General features: G+C 72.4%; 11 protein-coding genes. 6 read left to right on the top strand and 5 right to left on the bottom strand.

Going from position 1 to position 15,560, the window contains the following annotated elements:
• The first annotated feature begins 53 nt into the window (after window positions 1-53).
• Window positions 54-395: a DUF3817 domain-containing protein gene (locus ACIOJE_RS05510; RefSeq protein ID WP_280675964.1), complete on the top strand. Its 342-nt coding sequence runs from the start codon at window positions 54-56 to the stop codon at window positions 393-395.
• Window positions 396-607: 212 nt separating this feature from the next.
• Complete coding sequence (locus tag ACIOJE_RS05505; RefSeq protein ID WP_280675962.1) at window positions 608-2,293, top strand: methylmalonyl-CoA mutase; 1,686 nt, start codon at window positions 608-610, stop codon at window positions 2,291-2,293.
• 58 nt (window positions 2,294-2,351) lie between these two features.
• Here ACIOJE_RS05505 and ACIOJE_RS05500 read toward each other — a convergent pair whose 3' ends face one another.
• Window positions 2,352-3,041, bottom strand: coding sequence for a TetR/AcrR family transcriptional regulator (locus tag ACIOJE_RS05500; RefSeq protein ID WP_400773538.1), 690 nt, complete (start codon window positions 3,039-3,041; stop codon window positions 2,352-2,354).
• Between the two features lie 363 nt (window positions 3,042-3,404).
• Between ACIOJE_RS05500 and ACIOJE_RS05495 the strand changes: the two genes are divergently transcribed.
• The 4 genes from ACIOJE_RS05495 to ACIOJE_RS05480 all read left to right on the top strand — a co-directional run bounded on the left by ACIOJE_RS05495 (window position 3,405) and on the right by ACIOJE_RS05480 (window position 7,960).
• Window positions 3,405-4,397, top strand: coding sequence for a tetratricopeptide repeat protein (locus ACIOJE_RS05495; RefSeq protein WP_280675960.1), 993 nt, complete (start codon window positions 3,405-3,407; stop codon window positions 4,395-4,397).
• A gap of 714 nt (window positions 4,398-5,111) precedes the next feature.
• Window positions 5,112-5,774: a DUF6230 family protein gene (locus ACIOJE_RS05490; RefSeq protein WP_280675958.1), complete on the top strand. Its 663-nt coding sequence runs from the start codon at window positions 5,112-5,114 to the stop codon at window positions 5,772-5,774.
• Between the two features lie 132 nt (window positions 5,775-5,906).
• Window positions 5,907-6,500, top strand: a complete 594-nt coding sequence (locus tag ACIOJE_RS05485; protein ID WP_400773534.1) for a DUF6114 domain-containing protein — start codon at window positions 5,907-5,909, stop codon at window positions 6,498-6,500.
• A gap of 2 nt (window positions 6,501-6,502) precedes the next feature.
• Window positions 6,503-7,960: a hypothetical protein gene (locus ACIOJE_RS05480; RefSeq protein ID WP_400773531.1), complete on the top strand. Its 1,458-nt coding sequence runs from the start codon at window positions 6,503-6,505 to the stop codon at window positions 7,958-7,960.
• A gap of 90 nt (window positions 7,961-8,050) precedes the next feature.
• Here the strand turns inward: ACIOJE_RS05480 and pyk are convergent, their stop codons facing one another.
• The 4 genes from pyk to glgB all read right to left on the bottom strand — a co-directional run bounded on the left by pyk (window position 8,051) and on the right by glgB (window position 15,548).
• Entirely contained in the window at window positions 8,051-9,478 is a 1,428-nt protein-coding gene (gene pyk, locus ACIOJE_RS05475) for a pyruvate kinase (protein WP_400773529.1), read from the bottom strand.
• A 94-nt stretch (window positions 9,479-9,572) separates the two neighbouring features.
• Window positions 9,573-10,787, bottom strand: a complete 1,215-nt coding sequence (locus ACIOJE_RS05470) for an acetate kinase (RefSeq protein WP_400773526.1) — start codon at window positions 10,785-10,787, stop codon at window positions 9,573-9,575.
• Window positions 10,784-12,943, bottom strand: coding sequence for a phosphate acetyltransferase (gene pta / locus ACIOJE_RS05465; RefSeq protein ID WP_400773524.1), 2,160 nt, complete (start codon window positions 12,941-12,943; stop codon window positions 10,784-10,786). Before pta ends, ACIOJE_RS05470 begins: the two co-directional genes overlap by 4 nt.
• 247 nt (window positions 12,944-13,190) lie before the next feature.
• Complete coding sequence (glgB, locus tag ACIOJE_RS05460) at window positions 13,191-15,548, bottom strand: 1,4-alpha-glucan branching protein GlgB (RefSeq protein WP_400773521.1); 2,358 nt, start codon at window positions 15,546-15,548, stop codon at window positions 13,191-13,193.
• Window positions 15,549-15,560 lie beyond the last annotated feature (12 nt).

The raw sequence follows: 15,560 nt of genomic DNA, 5'->3' as shown, positions 1-15,560 counted from the left end.
GGTGCGCGGATCCTGGCGCACCGGCCGATCCTGCCGAGCGAGGCGATAAGAGTATGAAGGCGACCCCCCTGCTGGGCTGGTACCGGGCCCTGGCCATTGCGACCGGTGTGGCGCTGCTGGTCTTCTGCGGCTTCATGGTCGCGAAGTACGGCTTCGACACGGCCAAGGACGTGACCATGTACGTCGCGATGCTGCACGGCTACCTGTACATCGGGTACTTCGTGGTGACCTTCCTGCTCGGGCAGAAGCTGAAGTGGCCGCTCGGCCGGATGATCCTGACCCTGGCGGCCGGCTGCATCCCGTTCGCGTCCTTCGTCTTCGAGCGCAAGGTGGTCCGTGAGGCCGCCGAGCAGCTCCCGGCCGGCGCCGGCGCCCGCCAGCCCGCCGGCGTCTGACCCGAGGCCCGTGAGTCCGAGGCCCGCGAGTCCGAGGCCCGTGAGCACCCCTTCCCCGACCGGGGGGAGGGGTGCTTCGTGTTTCGGGCCCCGGCGTTTCGGCCCCGGTATCCATCGACAGCTGGTAGGACGCCCGAGTAAATTAGTAGGACGTCCTAATAGCTGTGCCGCCCCGGTGCCGTGGCGGCCGTACGGAGCGGAGTTCGGGGCCCATGGACGCCGAGGAGATCGAGCGCGGACGGCAGCGCTGGCAGCAGCGGTACGACAGCGCCCGCAAGCGGGACGCGGACTTCACCACCCTCTCCGGTGACGAGGTCGAGCCGGTGTACGGGCCCGCCCCCGGGCAGGCCGTCGAGGGCTTCGAGCGGATCGGCTGGCCGGGCGAGTACCCGTACACCCGCGGGCTGCACCCCACCGGCTACCGGGGCCGCACCTGGACCATCCGCCAGTTCGCCGGGTTCGGCAACGCGCAGCAGACCAACGAGCGCTACCGGATGATCCTGGAGGCGGGCGGCGGCGGCCTCTCGGTCGCCTTCGACATGCCCACCCTGATGGGGTACGACTCCGACGACGCGAAGTCGCTCGGTGAGGTGGGCCACTGCGGCGTCGCCATCGACTCGGCCGCCGACATGGAGGTGCTGTTCGCCGGCATCCCGCTCGGCGAGGTCACCACCTCGATGACGATCAGCGGCCCGGCCGTCCCGATCTTCTGCATGTACCTGGTCGCCGCCGAGCGCCAGGGCGTCGACCCGGCAGTGCTCAACGGCACCCTGCAGACGGACATCTTCAAGGAGTACATCGCCCAGAAGGAGTGGCTCTTCGCCCCCGAGCCGCACCTGCGGCTGATCGGCGACCTGATGGCGTACTGCGCCCAGGGCATTCCCGCGTACAAGCCGCTGTCCGTCTCCGGCTACCACATCCGCGAGGCCGGCGCGACGGCCGCGCAGGAGCTGGCCTACACCCTCGCCGACGGCTTCGCCTACGTCGAGCTGGGCCTGTCCCGCGGCCTGGACGTGGACGTCTTCGCGCCCGGTCTGTCCTTCTTCTTCGACGCGCACCTGGACTTCTTCGAGGAGATCGCCAAGTTCCGCGCCGCGCGCCGGATCTGGGCCCGCTGGATGCGCGACCGCTTCGGTGCCAAGACCGACAAGGCGCAGTGGCTGCGCTTCCACACCCAGACGGCCGGCGTCTCGCTGACCGCGCAGCAGCCGTACAACAACGTGGTCCGCACCGCCGTCGAGGCGCTGTCCGCGGTGCTCGGCGGCACCAACTCGCTGCACACCAACGCCCTGGACGAGACCCTGGCGCTGCCCTCCGAGCAGGCCGCCGAGATCGCCCTGCGTACCCAGCAGGTGCTGATGGAGGAGACCGGCGTCGCCAACGTGGCCGACCCGCTGGGCGGTTCCTGGTACGTCGAGGCGCTCACCGACCGGATCGAGCAGCAGGCCGAGGCGATCTTCCAGCGGATCCTGGACAAGGGCCGCGAGGACCACGAGATCGGCCCGATCACCGCCGGCATCCTGCGCGGGATCGAGGAGGGCTGGTTCACCGGCGAGATCGCCGAGGCGGCCTTCCAGTACCAGCAGTCGGTGGAGAAGGGCGACAAGCGCGTGGTCGGCGTCAACTGCCACCCGCGCAGCGTCACCCCCGAGTTGGAGATCCTGCGGGTCAGCCACGAGGTCGAGCGCGAGCAGGTGCGGGTGCTGCGGGAGCGCAAGGACGGCCGGGACGAGGCGGCGGTGCGGGCCGGGCTGGACGCCATGCTGGCGGCCGCGCGCTCGGGCGAGTCGATGATCCCGCCGATGCTGGACGCGGTGCGCGCCGAGGCGACCCTGGGCGAGATCTGCAACGCGCTGCGGCAGGAGTGGGGCACGTACCAGGAGAACGCGGCCTTCTGACGACCGGCCCGGGAGCCGCCCCCGTACGCACCGTGCGTGGGGCGGCTCCGCCGTGCCCTCAGCCGGACAGCAGGCTCGGGAACGGGCCGAGCAGCAGGTCGGTGAAGCGGCGGGTCCAGTCGGCGGTGATCGGCTCGCCGCTGACCAGGACGCGGTGCTCGACCGTCCCGGCGATGGTGTCGAAGATGATGTCGATCTCCTCACCGGCCGTCCGCGGGTCGGTGTCCGCGGCGAGTTCACCGCGGGCCTGGGCGGCCGCCCGGCCCTGCCGGACCAGCCGTTTCTGCGGGTCGACGATGGCCTCGCGGATCCGGCGGCGCAGGTGCGGGTCGCGGGTGCCCTCGGCGAACAGCGCGAGCAGCGCGGCCTGGCTCTCGGGGCGGGCCAGCAGGTCGGCGAACTGGGCGACCACGGCCTCGATGTCGGCCCGCAGGCTGCCGAGGTCGGGCATCACCAGGTCGTCGAAGAGGCTGGCGACGGCGTCCACCACGAGCTCGTTCTTGGAGGGCCAGCGGCGGTAGAGGGTGGTCTTGGCGACCTTGGCGCGGATCGCGACGTGGCCCATGGTCAGCCCGCCCCAGCCGAGTTCGGCCAGGGCCTCGCGGGTGGCGTCGAGGATCGCGCGGTCGGCGGCGGCGCTGCGCGGGCGCCCCTTGGCCCTGGCGGCGGTGCCCGCCGCGGGGGCGGGGTCGTCCGGGGTCTCCGGGGCGGGGACGTCCGGGCTCGCGGGGGGCTGGGGGGCCGGCACCGGGCCTCCTTGCGCTCTACTGGTGAGTAACATGGGTGGGGCTGGTAACCGTAGCGGCTGATCGTCGATCCGGGCAGCCGGGCCGCCCGGGAAAGTGGGGCAGCTCACGTTCCCGAACTCCCGGCGGGGCTTGCGGCCGGGGCCCCGGATCCAGTTACGCTACGACTCGTAGCGAAAGCAGTGACAACCAGGCGCCGCACCCGTGGGACGGGGCGGCGCGGGCGCGGGTGGGGATCCGCGCAGAACGGTTCAGGCTACCGGGGGAGGGTCACGGCGCCCGGGAACCCGCGCCGCGCGGCCCGCGCGGGGCGACTTTCCGGAGGTTGGTGCCCGCAGGCGGCGCGGACGGGGGAGGATGGTGCCATGCAGCCACGGAATTCGCGTCCCAACAGCTCCGCCCTGCGCGGTGCGGTCGACCTCGCCGCAGTGAAGGCAGCCGGCGAGGCTGCCCAGAAGGCCGAGCAGGCCAGGGTCGAGCGGGCCCGTCAGGCGGCCGCCGCGGAGGCGGCCGGAGTCGCCCCCGCCCAGTCCGCCTACTCGCTCGTCATCGACGTCACCGAGGACACCTTCGAGACCGAGGTCGTCCAGCGTTCCACCGAGGTGCCGGTCGTCATCGACTTCTGGGCCGAGTGGTGCGGGCCCTGCAAGCAGCTCAGCCCGATCCTGGAGGGCCTGGCCGAGGAGTACGCCGGCCGCTTCGTGCTCGCCAAGATCGACGTGGACGCCAACCCGCTGATCTCCCAGCAGTTCGGCATCCAGGGCATCCCGGCCGTGATGGCCGTGGTGGCCGGCCAGCTGGTGCCGCTGTTCCAGGGCGCCGAGAGCGCGGCCAACGTCCGCAAGGTGCTGGACCAGCTGATCCTGGTCGCCGAGCAGCGCTTCGGCGTGGTCGGCGGCGCCGCGGCCGCGGGCGAGGCCCCGGCCGCCGCCCCGGAGCGACCGGAGGACCCGGCGCTGGCCGCCGCGCACGACGCGCTGGACAGCGGCGATCTGGGCGGCGCCATCCAGGCCTACCGGAACGTGCTGGCCGACCAGCCGGGCAACACCGAGGCCAAGCTGGGCCTCGCCCAGGCCGAACTGCTGCACCGGATCGAGGGCATGGACCCGCAGACCGTCCGCACGGCGGCCGCGGCCGACCCGAAGGACGTGACGGCCCAGCTGCAGGCGGCCGACCTGGACCTGGTGGGCGGTCACGTCGAGGACGCCTTCGGCCGCCTGGTGGACACTGTCGGCCGGACCGCCGGCGAGGACCGGGACACCGCCCGGCTGCGCCTGCTGGAGCTGTTCGAGGTGATCGGCCCGGAGGACCCGCGGGTCACCGCGGCCCGGACGGCGCTGGCGCGCGTGCTGTTCTGACGCCCTCTCCGGGCCGGGCTCCGAGCGGGTCCTGGCACGGCGGATGACCTGCGGTGTCGCCGGGTGATTTGGCGACAATCCGGTCAACCGGACAGAGGTTTACCAAATCTTGACAACACCCGTGGACGGTCACAACTTGTGACCGTCCACGGGTGTTTCGCTGGTGTTTCCGGCGGATTTCGTCGTCACGTTTCCTTCAAGGCGTCACGGACGGTGCATGTCGGGCCGATTCCATGATCAACGCCGCCGGGTGTTGCATTACCCGTCAGTAAGGAACCTCTTGTGCTTCGCCCGGGATTCGAGCACGATCGGCGACGCCCGGTCCCAGCCTCCACACCCTCCGACAAGCCGGTCGGCCATGCGGAGTGCGGGATCCCCACCGGGTGCTCCGCCGGCTCCGGTCGGCGGTAGGGAGGGCAGGGGGGTATCCGCGGTCCCACGGCGGTTCCTGTCCTTCGACCGGCCGCGCGGCCCTGCGCGGTCGCTGGTTGTCGCTCGGGGGTGATCGCCGATGTCGTCGGTCCTGCCCGCCGCTCCGCAAGGACGGCCGGTGGAGGAACGGGAGTGCCGCCGTACGCCGGCCGCTCCCGCGTCCGACGACGCCCAAGGCGCTCTCCGCTACCGAGGACGTAGCTCTCTCCCATCCCAGGCCCCCACCGGCGCGGGACGCGCCGCCGGGGAGCCGGAGATGTACGTCCTAGAAGGAGGACTCGCATGTCCCAGACCTACGGCAAGACCCGCTGGAAGCGCTTCGCCCTGGTGATGGTGCCGAGCATCGCGGCCACCGCGATGGTCGGCGTCGCCATGGCCAACAATGCGCTGGCGGCTTCGTTCAGCGTCTCCGGCCAGAGCTTCAAGGTCACCACGCCGGAGCTGCACGGCAAGAACTTCGCCCAGTTCGGCTCGATCGACGCCGAGGTGAACGGCACTCCGCACCCGGTCGCCGTCTCGGCGTTCGACGAGGCCACCATCAAGGGCCTCTGCCAGTCGGTGGTGACCGACCCCAACATCATCCCCGGCCTGCCGTGGAAGCTGCCCAAGATCATCCTGCGTCTGGAGGCGGGCAACAGCGACGACGTCAAGAAGCAGGTCTACGCCAAGAACCTGCTGATCGACCTCGACCAGCTGAACGCGGACGCCGAGTTCACCAACATCAACATCGGCCAGGACGCCTCGACCCTCAAGGGCGAGGCCACCCAGGGCTGGAAGTCGAAGCTCGGCGGTCTGCCGTCCGGCGCGACCGGCTTCGCCCAGGCCGCCGACAAGGCCGACCTGTACAACGTGCAGCAGACCGCCTGGGCCACCTCGGCCGGCACCTTCAAGCTCCCCGGCCTGAAGCTCGCGCTGCACACCGACGGCACCGGCGAGTGCTACTAGGCCGTTGACGGGCGGCGGGCCGGGCCCGGCCCGCCGCTCTGACGGCGCCTGTGGGACCGGGGACGGTGCGTGCGCCGTTTCCGGATCCCGTGTCTCGTCCATCCCTCGTTCACACCATCGAGGAGCTGCATCGTGTCCAGCGCCCTTGCCTCATACCGGCCCGCCGAGCACGAGAACCCCGTCCAGTGGCTGCGCCGGGTGTTCCGTACCTTCCGTCGGACGCGGCCGTACTACGGCGGCCTGCTGGCCATGATCGCCGGCGTCCCGATCATGTACTTCCCGTATGCCAAGCTCTCGTTGGGCGGCATGACGGTGGCCATGGCCACCACGGCGGGCGCCGGATCGCTGATCATCGGTGTGTTGCTGATCGTGCTCGGGCTGACCGCGTGGTTCCAGCCGACCGTGCGGGTCTTCGCGGGGGTCGCCACCACCCTGCTGACGCTGGTCTCGATCCCGGTCTCCAACCTGGCCGGCTTCGGCCTGGCGCTGCTGCCGGGGCTGATCGGCGGCGGTCTGATGGCGTCCTGGGCGCCGCTGGCGGAGCCGAAGGCGGCCAAGGCCGGCGTCGCCGAGAGCGTCGCCGCCGAGACCCCTGCTACGGAGGCCCCCGCTGCCGAGACCGTCGTCGCCGAGTCCGCGGCCGTCGAGGCGCCCATCGCGAAGCTGCCCGCACAGGCCGCGTCGAACGAGCAGGCCGCTGCCGCGGACCCGAAGGAGACGCGGTGAGCATGTCGGAGGATCAACCGCAGCGCTCCGGCCGGCACGCGGCCCCGCGCACGCCCGTACGGGTCCGGCTGAGAGGCCGCGCGCTGGCGATGGCCGCGGTGCCGACCGCACTGCTGATGGCTGCCGCGTACACCCCCAACCCGGCGGTCGCCGAGTCGGGCAAGGCCTGTGGCACCGCGCCCGCCGCCGTCCCGGACGTCGCGCCGCTGGAGACGCCCGTCCCCAAGAGCGAGCTGCCCGAGCCGCCGCCCGGCCCGGCCGCGGCGCCCTCGACGGGTCCGAGCGCGATTCCCACCCAGACGCCGACCACCGGGCCCGCCCAACAGCCCTCCGCGCCGGCCGGTACGCCGACCGCCACCGCGCCCCCGACCGCGACCCCGACCGGTGCGGCCACCGCCCCGACGACCCCGCCGGCCACCCGCTCCGCCGCCACCGGCGGCTCGGGCACGACGAGCGCGGTCTACCAGGGCGGCGCCGACGGGCCCGGTACGGCCAGCCGGGCCGGGCTGATCGACGACCTCGTGGGCGGCATCGACCACCTGCTGAACCCGGGTGCTTCGCCGAGCCCGTCGTCGAGCGCCAAGTCGGCCGCCACGGCGCCGACCACCACCCAGGCCCCCGCTCCGACCGCCCCTGCGCCGCGGGCCGGGACGCCGGCCCAGCCGCAGGCCCCGACCACCGGAGCCCCGGCCGACGGGCAGCCCGCCGCCCAGCCGCCCGCCGGCGGCGCGGGCGACCGGACCCCGGCGGGTGACCAGGCCTCGCCCACCGCGCCACCGTCCGCGGACGGTGGCGCGACCGGGAAGCCGAGCGGCAAGGCGAGCCCGAAGACGACCCCGTCCGCGGCCGCCTCCGGAAGCGCCACTCCGTCCACGGCGGCCTCCGGCACCCCGTCCGCCTCGCCGAGTGCCAATCCCAACTGTGCGGTGGACACCAGAGGCCTGACCGCCGGCGCGCCCGCCACCGGGGACGTCGTCCCGGAGCAGAACTGGACGCTGCAGACCAGCCGGCTCGGCCTGCACGGCGCCGTCTTCCACGGCGTCTACGACGTGCGGACCCCGACCGGCACCAAGCGGGTGCTGAAGTTCGTGGTCGACAGCGTGGACATCGAGAACCTCGACATGTCGACCCTGGAGGGCAACGGCAAGACCTTCCACGTGCAGGGGGCCCGGGGATCGACCTCGACCATGCGCAAGGGCCCGGTCACGATGTACGTGGAGCGGCTGTCCGGCCACCTCTCCAAGCTGCTCGGCCTGCCGATCCCGATCGACCTGGGCGAGATCACGCTCACCCCGGACACCCTGCCGCGCTGGCTGTACGACCTGATCGGCTCGATCCCGATCCCGCTGGACCTGGAGCTGACCGGGGTCACCGCCAAGCAGGCCGGCCAGTTCGGCGGCACGCTGACCATCCCCGGCATGCACCTGTTCAACGACGACGCGCCGTACAGCGACAAGTGACGGCCCCGGGCGCCGACACGGCCCGGAAACGCCCGTGGGGCGGTCCTCCACTGCGGAGGACCGCCCCACGGGCGCTGGTGCGACCGGGTGCTACTCGCCCCGGGTGCCCAGGTGGTGCACCTGGACCATGTTGGTGTTGCCGGGGATGCCGGGCGGCGAGCCGGCGGTGACGATGACGGTCGCGCCCTCGGCGAGCTTGCCCATGTTCAGCAGCTCGCGGTCGACCTGGGCGACCATCTCGTCGGTGGTCTCGACCTGCTCGGTGACGTGCGCCTCGACGCCCCAGCTCAGCGAGAGCTGGTTGCGGGTGGCGACGTCCGGGGTGAACGCGATCACCGGGATCGGCGAGCGGTAGCGGGACAGGCGGCGGGCGGTGTCACCGGACTTGGTGAACGCGACCAGCGCCTGGCCGTTGAGGAAGTCGCCCAGCTCGCACGCGGCGCGGGCGATCGAGCCGCCCTGGGTGCGCGGCTTGCGGCCCGGGTTGAGCGGCTGCAGGCCCTGGGAGAGCAGCTCCTCCTCGGCCTTCTCGGCAATCCGGCTCATGGTGCGGACGGTCTCGATCGGGTACTTGCCGACGCTGGACTCGGCGGAGAGCATCACCGCGTCGGTGCCGTCCAGGATGGCGTTGGCGACGTCGGAGACCTCGGCGCGGGTCGGGCGCGAGGCGTGGATCATCGACTCCATCATCTGGGTGGCGACGATGACCGGCTTGGCGTTGCGGCGGGCCAGCGTGATCAGCTGCTTCTGGACCAGCGGCACCCGCTCCAGCGGGTACTCGACGGCCAGGTCGCCGCGGGCGACCATGATGGCGTCGAAGGCGAGGACGATCTCCTCCATGGCCTCGACGGCCTGCGGCTTCTCGATCTTGGCGATGACCGGCACGCGGATGCCGACCTCGTCCATGACCTCGTGGACGTCCTTGATGTCGTCCGCGTTGCGGACGAAGGACAGGGCGATCATGTCGACGCCCAGGCGCAGCGCGAAGCGCAGGTCGTCCTTGTCCTTCTCGGACAGGGCGGGCACGTTCACGGCCGCGCCGGGCAGGTTGATGCCCTTGTTGTTCGAGAGCACGCCGCCCTCGATCACCACGGTCTTCACCCGCGGGCCGTCGACGCTGACGACCTCCAGGGCGATGACGCCGTCGTTGATCAGGATCGGGTCGCCGGGCTTGACGTCGCCAGGCAGGCCCTTGTAGGTGGTACCGCAGATGTGCTGGTCACCGGGGACGTCCTCGGTGGTGATGGTGAACTCGTCGCCGTTGTCGACGGTCACCGGGCCGTTGGCGAAGGTCGCCAGACGGATCTTGGGACCCTGGAGGTCGGCCAGGACGCCGATGGCCTTGCCGGTGTCCTCCGAGACCTGGCGGACCTTGCGGTACCGCTCCTCGTGGTCCGCGTGGTTGCCGTGGCTCATGTTCAGTCGGGCGACGTTCATGCCCGCCTCGACGATGGCCTTCAGCTGTTCGTAGGAGTCCGTCGCCGGACCCAGGGTGCAGACAATTTTCGCTCGGCGCATATGGATCAGTCTATCCGTTCGTGTTATAGGTGCATTCGGCACGAATCGTGAGGAATCGCCGACGAAGGATTCCGGGGGTCGAGACGACGTCTCGTCAGCCCCCGGACTGCCGGTGCACCAGGGCGAAGGCCTGTCGGGCGATCTCCAGTTCCTCGTCGGTGGGCACCACGGCGACCGTCACCCGGGCGTACGCCGGCGAGATGATCCGGGCCTCGCCGGAGCGCACCGAATTCAGCTCGGGGTCGACCGAGATACCCAGTTCCTCCAGCCCGGCGGTGGCCGCCGCGCGCACCGGCGCAGCGTTCTCCCCGACGCCCGCGGTGAACGCGATCGCGTCCACCCGGCCGAGCACCGCGTAGTAGCCGCCGATGTACTTGCGCAGCCGGTGGATGTACGAGTCGAAGGCGAGCCGGGCGTCCGCGTCCCCTGCCTCGGCCCGGCGCATGATCTCGCGCATGTCGTTGTCGCCGCACAGGCCGAGCAGGCCGCTGCGGCGGTTGAGCAGGTCGTCGATCTCGTCGATGGACAGCCCGCCGACCCGGTGCAGGTGGAAGACCACGCCGGCGTCGATGTCGCCCGAGCGGGTGCCCATGACCAGGCCCTCCAGCGGGGTCAGGCCCATCGAGGTGTCCACGCAGCGACCGCCGCTGACCGCCGAGGCGGAGGCGCCGTTGCCCAGGTGCAGCACGATCACGTTCACCTCGGCCGGGTCCTTGCCGAGCAGCCGGGCGGTGGCCCGCGAGACGTACTGGTGGGAGGTGCCGTGGAAGCCGTAGCGGCGCACCCGGTGCTCGTCGGCGACGGCCTTGTCGATCGCGTACCGGGCGGAGTACTCGGGCATCGAGGCGTGGAAGGCGGTGTCGAAGACGGCCACCTGGGGGAGGTCCGGGCGCAGCGCGCGGGCCACCTCGATGCCGGTGATGTTGGCCGGGTTGTGCAGCGGGGCGACCGGGATCAGCCGGCGGATCTCCTTGAGCACGTCGTCGGTGATCACGGTCGGCTCGGTGAACCGCTTTCCGCCGTGCACCACCCGGTGGCCGATCGCGGCCAGCTCGGGGGAGTCCAGCCCGAGGCCGTCGGCGGCCAGCTCCTCGGCGACGGCCTTCAGGGCGGCGGCGTGGTCCGGGAAGACCTGCAGGGTCTCGCGCGGCTCGCCCGAGTGCGGGGTGTGCACCAGCCGCCCGCTGGACTCGCCGATCCGCTCGACCAGGCCGGAGGCCAGCCGGGCGCCGTCCAGCATGTCGATCAGCTGGTACTTCACCGACGAGGAGCCGGCGTTCAGCACCAGAACGCGGGTACCTTCGCTCATGCCTGCGGCTCCTTGCGGTCCTGGGACTGGATGGCGGTGATCGCGACGGTGTTGACGATGTCCTGGACGAGCGCACCGCGCGAGAGGTCGTTGACGGGCTTGCGCAGCCCCTGCAGCACCGGGCCGACCGCCACCGCGCCCGCCGAGCGCTGGACCGCCTTGTAGGTGTTGTTGCCGGTGTTGAGGTCCGGGAAGATCAGCACGGTGGCCCGGCCCGCCACCGGCGAGCCCGGCAGCTTGGTGGCCGCGACGTGGGCGTCCACCGCCGCGTCGTACTGGATCGGGCCCTCGACCAGGATGTCCGGCCGCAGCTCGCGGACCAGCTCGGTGGCCTTGCGGACCTTGTCGACGTCCGCGCCGGAGCCCGAGGTGCCGGTCGAGTACGAGAGCATCGCGATCCGCGGCTCGACCCCGAACTGGGCGGCGGTGGCGGCGGCCTGGATCGCGATGTCGGCCAGCTGCTGGGCGTCCGGGTCGGGGTTGACCGCGCAGTCGCCGTACACCAGCACCTTGTCGGCCAGGCACATGAAGAAGACGCTCGACACGATGGACGCGCCGGGCGAGGTCTTGATCACCTCGAAGGCGGGCCGGATGGTGGCCGCGGTGGAGTGCACCGCGCCGGAGACCATGCCGTCCGCGATGCCCTCCTGGACCATCAGGGTGCCGAAGTACGAGACGTCGGTGACCACGTCCAGCGCGAGCTCGACGGTCATCCCCTTGTGGGCGCGCAGCCGGGCGTACAGCTCGGCGAACTGGCGGCGCAGCGGGCTGGTGGCCGGGTCGACGATCCGGACCTGGGCGCGGTCGGCGCCCGGCTCTCCGCCAGCCTGCTGGCCGGGAGGTGCCCCCACCTGCGGGAGGTCGATGCCGAGGCTCGCGGCCTTGCGGCGCACCGCGTCCGGCTCGCCGAGCAGGGTGAGGTCGCAGATGTTGCGGCGCAGCAGGATCTCGGCCGCGCGCAGCACCCGTTCCTCGGTGCCCTCCGGCAGGACGACGTGCCGCCGGCTCGCCCGGGCCCGCTCCAGCAACTCGTGCTCGAACATCATCGGGGTGACCCGCTCGGACCGGCCGACCTCGATCAGGTTGGTCAACTCGGCCGTGTCGACGTGCAGTTCGAACAGGCCGAGGGCGATCTCGGCCTTCCGCGGGCTGGCCGCGGTGAGCTTGCCCTCCAGGTGGGTGAGGGTGGCGGCGGTCGGCCAGCTGCCCTCGGGGACGACCGCGACCGGGGTGCCGGGGGCGAGCCGGGCGGCCAGCGCCAGCACGTTCGGACCGGGGTGCTGACCGAGCGTCAGCAGTACGCCGGCGATGGGCGGGGCGCCGGCGGCGTGCGCGGCCAGCGAGCCGATCACCAGGTCGGCGCGGTCCCCGGGGGTGACGACCAGGGCGCCCTCGGTCAGGGCGTCCAGGAAGGTCGGCAGCATGGCGCCGCCGAAGACGAAGCCGCGGACGTCGCGGGCCAGGCCGGCGGCGTCCCCGAGCAGGACGTCGGCGCCGGTCGCCTCGACCAGCTGGGCGACGGTCGGCGCGGCCAGCGCCGGCTCCTCCGGTATGACGTAGGCGGGGACCGGCAGTTTCTCGGTGAGCTTGCGCTGGATCCGCTGCTTGGCACCCGGGGCGACCCGGTTGGCGACCATCGCCAGGGTCTCGCAGCCCAGGTCGGTGTACGCCCGGTGGGCGTTGCGGACCTCGGCGACCACGGCCTCCGGGTCCTCGGCGTGCCCGCCGACCACCGGCAGCACGGCGGCGCCGAACTCGTTCGCCAGCCGGGCGTTGAAGGCCAGCTCGTCCGGGATGTTGGTGTCGGCGAAGTCGGTGCCGAGCACCAGCACCGCCTGGCAGTGCCGCTCCAGCGCCCGGAAGCGGTCGACCAGGGTGGAGACCAGCTCGTCCTGCCCCTGGGCGGCCTGCAGCGCGGCGGCCTCCTCGTAGGTGAGCCCGTACAGCTCGGAGCTCGGCAGGTCGATCCGGTACCGGCCGCGCAGCAGCTCGACCACGTGGTCCGAGCCCGGCGCCCCGGGCGCGTGCGCGTGCACCAGCGGGCGGAACACCCCGACCCGGTCCACCTGGCGGGTGAGCAGTTCCATGACCCCGAGTTCGACCGCCTGCCGGCCGTCCCCCCGGTCGATGCCGGTCACGTACACGCTGCGCGCCACGTGGGTGTCTCCGTCCCGTCGTCTCGGAATATGGCCATATCGACCATACCTTCGCACCGCGAACGGGTGTCCGCGAGCAGAGCGACCCGGCGGAGGCAAGGGGACGAAGGTCCCGCGGCGGGACGGGGGCTGCGGGCTCTGCGCGGCCGCGGTCGCAGTCGCGACCCCCCCACACACACGGCGAACGGCGGTACTTCGGACGTCGGACGTCCGAAGTGCCGCCGTCCGGTTCCGGCGCGGAGGAGCCTCAGCGGGCCGGGCGGAGCCAGAGGGTGGCGAGTGGGGGGAGGACCAGTTCGGCGGAGCGGGGCTGGTCGTTCCAGGGGGTCGGGTCGGCCTTGACCGGGTGGGAGTTGCCGATGCCGCCGCCGCCGTAGGCCTCGGCGTCGGTGTTGAGCACTTCCTCCCACAGCTGGTCGCGGCCCGCCAGGGCGGGCAGGCCGACCCGGTGGCCGTGCCGGACGACCGGGGAGAAGTTGCAGACCGCGACCAGTGGCGAGCCGTCGGCCGCGTACCGGGCGTAGGAGAGCAGGTTGTCCTCGGCGGCGCCGCCGTCGAGCCAGCGGAAGCCGTCCGGGGTGGCGTCCCGTTCCCAGAGGGCGGGGGTGTCCAGGTAGTGCCGGTTGAGGTCGCGGACCAGTCGGCGCACGCCGAGGTGCTCCTGGTGGGCCGGCCACTGCTCGTCGAGCACCCACCACTGCGGGCCCTGTTCGTGGTGCCACTCCGCGCCCTGGGCGAACTCCTGCCCCATGAAGAGGAGTTGCTTGCCCGGGTGGGACCACATGAAGCCCAGGTAGGCGCGGTGGTTGGCGCGCTGCTGCCACCAGTCGCCGGGCATCTTGGCCACCAGCGCCTGCTTGCCGTGCACCACCTCGTCGTGCGAGATCGGCAGGATGTAGTTCTCCGAGTAGGCGTACACCATCGAGAAGGTGATCTCGTTGTGGTGGTACTTGCGGTGCACCGGCTCCTTGGACATGTAGACCAGCGAGTCGTGCATCCAGCCCATGTTCCACTTCAGCCCGAAGCCCAGGCCGCCGGCGTCGGTGGGGCGGGTGACGCCGTCCCAGGCGGTGGACTCCTCGGCGATGGTGACCACGCCGGGGCAGCGCCGGTAGACGGTGGCGTTCATCTCCTGCAGGAACGCGGCGGCGTCCAGGTTCTCCCGGCCGCCGTGCTGGTTGGGCGTCCAGGCGCCGCCCTCGCGGGAGTAGTCGAGGTAGAGCATCGAGGCGACGGCGTCCACCCGCAGGCCGTCGATGTGGAACTCCTCGCACCAGTAGACCGCGTTGGCGACGAGGAAGTTGCGTACCTCCTTGCGGCCGTAGTCGAACTCCAGGGTGCCCCAGTCGGGGTGCTCGGCGCGCAGTGGGTCGGCGGGCTCGTACAGCGGCTCGCCGTCGAAGCGGGCGAGCGCGAAGGCGTCCTTGGGGAAGTGGGCGGGCACCCAGTCGACGATCACGCCGATGCCGTGCCGGTGCAGGGTGTCCACCAGGTGGCGGAAGTCGTCCGGGCCGCCGAGCCGGGCGGTGGGGGCGTAGTAACCGGACACCTGGTAGCCCCAGGAGCCGCCGAAGGGGTGCTCCATCACCGGCATGAACTCCACGTGGGTGAAGTTCAACTCCTTGAGGTAGCGCGGGAGTTCCTCGGCGATGGCGCGGTAGTTGGTGAGGTCCGGCCGCCAGGACGCCAGGTGCAGCTCGTACACCGACATCGGCGCCCGGTGGTGCGCGGTGCGGGCCCGGCGGGCCATCCACTCGCCGTCCTGCCAGCGGTAGTCGGAGCTGGTGACCACCGAGGCGGTGGCGGGCGGGCACTGGGCGGCGCGGGCCAGCGGGTCGGCCTTGTCGAGCACCCAGCCCTGCCGGGTGTGGATCTCGTACTTGTACGCGGCGCCCTCGCCGAGGCCCGGGACGAACAGCTCCCAGATCCCGGACGAGCCGAGCGAGCGCATCGGGTGCCCGGTGCCGTCCCAGTGGTTGAAGTCGCCGATCAGCCGGACCCCGACGGCGTTCGGCGCCCAGACCGCGAAGGCGGTGCCGGCGACGCCGTCGACGGTGCGCGGGTGCGAGCCGAGCGCCCGCCACAGCTGCTCGTGCCGGCCCTCGGAGATCAGGTGCAGGTCGAGCTCACCGAGGGTGGGCGGGGTGCGGTAGCCGTCGTGCTGGACCAGCGGCTCGCCGCCGGGGTAGGTCACCAGCAGCCGGTAGTCCGGCACGCTCCCGCCGGCCACCAGCCCGGTGAACAGGCCGCCCTGCTGGTGGGTGAGTTCGGCCGGGCCCTGGGCGGTCTCGACGACCACCCGCTCGGCGAACGGACGCAGCACCCGGATCGCGGTGCCGCCGTGCACCGGGTGGGCGCCGAGCAGGGCGTGCGGGTCGTGGTGCTGCCCGCCGACCAGCCGGTCCACCTCGGACGGCGGCAGCGGCGCCTCGGGCAGCCGCAGCGAGGCCGTGGGCGGGGCCGCGACCGGCCCGGGCTCGGCGGCCGGCTCGGGCTCCGCGGCCGCCCGGGGCGTCGTGGGCTCGGGCCCGGGGGAGTCCGGGCCGGCCAGGAAGGTGGCCGGTACGGGGCGGGTGGTGCGGCCGGGCGGATCGAGCGGAGTCACGGCTGGGTCCTC

Origin of the sequence: Kitasatospora sp. NPDC087861 (assembly GCF_044742585.1) — a bacterium.
In the GTDB taxonomy this organism is placed as follows: Bacteria; Actinomycetota; Actinomycetes; order Streptomycetales; family Streptomycetaceae; genus Kitasatospora.
The sequence above is the reverse complement of the archived record's forward strand: the minus strand, read 5'-3'. Positions and strand labels throughout refer to the sequence as shown.

Bases quoted from the DNA above. Each gene is read 5' to 3' on its own strand.
- ACIOJE_RS05470 (WP_400773526.1), bottom strand. From the start codon at position 10,787: ATGAGCGAAGGTACCCGCGTTCTGGTGCTGAACGCCGGCTCCTCGTCG.
- ACIOJE_RS05510 (WP_280675964.1), top strand. From the start codon at position 54: ATGAAGGCGACCCCCCTGCTGGGCTGGTACCGGGCCCTGGCCATTGCG.
- pyk (WP_400773529.1), bottom strand. From the start codon at position 9,478: ATGCGCCGAGCGAAAATTGTCTGCACCCTGGGTCCGGCGACGGACTCC.
- ACIOJE_RS05490 (WP_280675958.1), top strand. From the start codon at position 5,112: ATGTCCCAGACCTACGGCAAGACCCGCTGGAAGCGCTTCGCCCTGGTG.
- ACIOJE_RS05505 (WP_280675962.1), top strand. From the start codon at position 608: ATGGACGCCGAGGAGATCGAGCGCGGACGGCAGCGCTGGCAGCAGCGG.
- ACIOJE_RS05480 (WP_400773531.1), top strand. From the start codon at position 6,503: ATGTCGGAGGATCAACCGCAGCGCTCCGGCCGGCACGCGGCCCCGCGC.
- ACIOJE_RS05495 (WP_280675960.1), top strand. From the start codon at position 3,405: ATGCAGCCACGGAATTCGCGTCCCAACAGCTCCGCCCTGCGCGGTGCG.